We start from the raw sequence: 3,336 nt of genomic DNA, 5'->3' as shown, positions 1-3,336 counted from the left end.
TGGCGGCCCAGACGCAGGCGACCTCTCAGCCCGGCGCCCCGCAGGGCGACGCGCCGAACGGCGGCAGCCGGCCGCAGACGCCGCTGGCATTCGGATTCCGACGAAGAGGGCTCCGAATCCGAGGAATCGGAAGCTGGTGGGCAGGGCGGCGATGAGCAGAGCGGCGGCGGACAAGGCGGTGGTGGACACGGCGGCGGCAGCCAGGACCGCCAGCGCCATGAAGGAAACCGCGAGCATCATGCCGGCGGACGTGGCCGTGGTCGCGGCCGTCAGGGCGGCAACGGCGCCGACAATGTGCGCGATGCCAATGGCGCCGAGCCGGCGGAAGCGACAGGCTCCGACGAAAGCGAGAATGCTCCCGACACGGTGAGCTAGGCGCCAGGTTCTTCGGGTTAACGGATTCCCTTACGCGCTATGGCGCGGTCTGTTTGGCCTGCTCGGCGTCGGGCACGGGCTCGTGCGTCTGCTTGAGCACGCTTTCGACCTCGCGCATCAAGGGATGATCGATCCCCGCCTCGCGCATCTCGGCGAAGTCGGCGACCACCAAGTCGTTCCAGGACGTGCCGGAATGCGCATCGTTCGCGCCGCGATATTTGAGATAGAGCGTCCGGGCCTCATCCTCGCGGCCGAGCATCATGAGCGCGTGCGCGCGATTCGTGTGAAACCAGAGGATGTCGGGGTCATGCCCGATCGCTCCGTCGGCGGCCTCGAGCGCCTTCGCGAAATGCTGCGCTAGGAGGAATTCATACGACAAGCTGCCAAGACCGGCCACGCTGCGGTCGAGGTCCTCGCGCCACTGCGGGTTATCGCGGCCTTTCTCCTGGAGCGCGTCGAGAACTGCGAACTCTTCCAGGCTGGCCGCGAAGGCCTCGTCGTAACGCTCCTGCCTTCTCAACTCGCGCGATATTCGGTTCTGGGCGAGATACAAGTCGCGCTGCCACTCCAAGCTCTCCTGGTCGGCCTTGACCAGCCGGACTCGAAGGGCGAGGGCCTTTTCGAAGGCCGCAAGAGCGCCCGCGCGGTCGCCGATGGCCGCGAGGGCGTCTCCGATCTTGATTTGAGATATCGAGACATTCCGCTGGCGCCTTGGATTGTTCGGAGCGTTCTTCGCCAGGATCTCTCTGACCGCCAAGCTTCTTTGATACACCTCCAGGCTTCGGCGTGCTTGCCTTGCACGAAAAGGATGTCGCCGATCGAATCCAGCGAGAAGGTGAGATCCTGATACCAGGTGGGGTTCTTTGGGTAAGCCTGCGTCAGCGTCTCCATAATCTCCAAGCTTCGCCGATAGGCCTGCAAGGCTTGTGAGAGGTCGTCCTGTTTTTGCAGTGTCAGTCCGATCTTCCTTTGGACGGAGGCCAAGTCGCGCTGCCAAGTGGTATTGCTCTGGTCGTCCTTCGCGAGACGTTCAATGACCTTCAGGGCCTCCCGATACTGTAGAAGCGCTCCGGCGTAGTCCCCCTTGAACCGCAGCGCTTCTGCAAGCTTCATGCGGGATATGGCCAAGTCGCGCTGACAAGCGGCATTTCTCGGGTCGCTCTTGCATAGCTTTTCGCGAATGGCGAGGCTGTCGCCGTAAACCTTCAACGCTTCACCGAGTTTCCAGGTCGCTCGAAGGACGTCACCGAGTCTTTCGTACGAAATGGAAAGGCTGTACTGGTGCGACGCGTTGGTCGGGTCGGCAGTGGCAAGTCGCTCGCGAATTCCGAAGCTTTTCTCGTAGGCTTCTTGTGCCAAGGCAAACTTGCCCTGATCGCGCAGAACGTCGCCGACCTGATCGTAGACAATGGCCACGCCGTCTTGCTGCTTTGCGTCGTCCGGCTTGTCCTCGGCAAGACGCAGCATGATGTCGAGGCTCTGGCGATAAGCCTGCAACGCCCTGTCCAAGAGGCCTCGCGCTTCCAGCACCTCTCCGGCCCTGTCGTAGGAGATGGCGAGCCCACGTGACCAATCGATGTTGTTGGGTTTGGCTTTGACAAGCTGCTCTCTGAGCTCAAGTCCGGTTCTGTAGTAGTCCAGAGCCTCGCTCAGCCTGCCTTGCTCGCGCAGAGCATCGCCTACCCTGTCCGACGCCACGGCCACATCGCGCAAAAGTCTATGGTTGTCACCATGCGCCTTGGTCAGCTTGGCGACGACGTCAAATGCACTCTTGTAATAGTCGAGGGCCTCGGGGAGATCGCCCTGTGCTTTGAAGACTTTACCCTTCTCGATCAGCGCGGCGCAAACAGCATCTGGTACTCCGTGTTGTCCGGGGCCGACGGGGCAAGGTTCGTCATGATCTCCAGCGCGGCGTCCGAGCGCGTGTTCTGCTTTGTCGTGTCGCCAAGCGCCTCGTAGTTGCGCGCGAACTGGATCAGCATCCAGGCTTTTTGGAAGCGCAGCTCGGGCGTCGGCCTCCCTAACAGCGCCATGTTGTCGAACAGGCCTTCCGCCTTGCTGAGCAGGGCGAGGGTCGCCTTGCGCGGGACGCCAAAGGTCTCGGCCTGTGAGACGGCCGTATTCACGATCTCGGTGGTTGTCTTGAGCGTGGCGGTGAGGAAAGCCTCGTTGGTCTTGAGCTGCTGCCAGGCATAGACGGCGCTGCCGGAGGCGAGCACGACCAGCAGCGCGAGCACGGCGGCAATGCCGTTGCGGACGCGCCCTTTGCGGCGGCGGTCGCGTTCGGCACGGCGGAAGATGTCGTCGGAGGAGACGCCGAGGAGTCCGGCGATGACCTTGGCCAGCGCGAGCTGCTTTCCGTCGCCCGCCTCGCGCGCGTCGGCCGCCAGCATCTCGACCGGCTCATCGGTGATCCGGCCCTGGTCATCGAGCTTGTATTTGAGCGATGGCGGGAAGCACTCGGTGTCCGGATCGCCGGGCGTGCCGCCGACGATCAGCGGGATCACCGGGCGCTCCGGGTGGCGCGTCTTGAACAGGCGGATTTCTTCGGTGACGTATTTGCTGCGCGCCGCGGCGGGCGAGCAGAGGACGATCAGGGCAGCGGAGGCGTCCAGCGCCGCCAGCGTCTGGTCCGTGAGGGAGTGCCCGGCGGTGAAGTCGTCCCGGTCCCGGAAGACGGGCCGCAGAGATTTCGGGACGGTGCCGGTCGCCGTCTCGCGGCCGGCCAGATCCTTGTCGATGCGGAAGCTTTCCAGCCCGCGATGCAGCCATTTGGCCCATGCGGTATCGGCGTGGCTGTAGGAGATAAAGGCGCGGTAGCGAAAAGCGACGGGTTCAGCCATGGCTGCCTCGACCCCATGCTTGGACTGTTCACCGCTCCTTTGCCCAATTATCCGCGAGGCAGGCGCGCCTCGCAACTAACGGTTCGGTAACGGTGCTAGAGATCCCTCCCCGCGAGGG

General features: G+C 63.6%; 3 protein-coding genes and 1 pseudogene. 1 reads left to right on the top strand and 3 read right to left on the bottom strand.

The window, feature by feature from the left end:
• Window positions 1-375, top strand: a pseudogene (locus AUC71_RS19345) (hypothetical protein); the annotation flags it as partial.
• Window positions 376-412: 37 nt separating this feature from the next.
• Here the strand turns inward: AUC71_RS19345 and AUC71_RS07880 are convergent.
• Genes AUC71_RS07880 through AUC71_RS07870 form a run of 3 tightly spaced genes read right to left on the bottom strand, consistent with a single transcriptional unit; the run spans window position 413 to window position 3,218 of the window.
• Window positions 413-895: a hypothetical protein gene (locus AUC71_RS07880; RefSeq protein WP_069623827.1), complete on the bottom strand. Its 483-nt coding sequence runs from the start codon at window positions 893-895 to the stop codon at window positions 413-415.
• The gene (locus AUC71_RS07875; RefSeq protein ID WP_244500851.1) at window positions 892-2,208 is read right to left on the bottom strand and encodes a tetratricopeptide repeat protein; all 1,317 of its coding nucleotides are present in this window, start codon (window positions 2,206-2,208) and stop codon (window positions 892-894) included. The genes AUC71_RS07880 and AUC71_RS07875 overlap by 4 nt, the downstream gene beginning before the upstream one ends.
• Complete coding sequence (locus AUC71_RS07870) at window positions 2,208-3,218, bottom strand: toll/interleukin-1 receptor domain-containing protein (protein WP_069623825.1); 1,011 nt, start codon at window positions 3,216-3,218, stop codon at window positions 2,208-2,210. Before AUC71_RS07870 ends, AUC71_RS07875 begins: the two co-directional genes overlap by 1 nt.
• Window positions 3,219-3,336: the final 118 nt, after the last annotated feature.

The organism is Methyloceanibacter marginalis (genome assembly GCF_001723295.1).
GTDB classification, from domain to species: Bacteria; Pseudomonadota; Alphaproteobacteria; order Rhizobiales; family Methyloligellaceae; genus Methyloceanibacter; species Methyloceanibacter marginalis.
The sequence above is the reverse complement of the archived record's forward strand: the minus strand, read 5'-3'. Positions and strand labels throughout refer to the sequence as shown.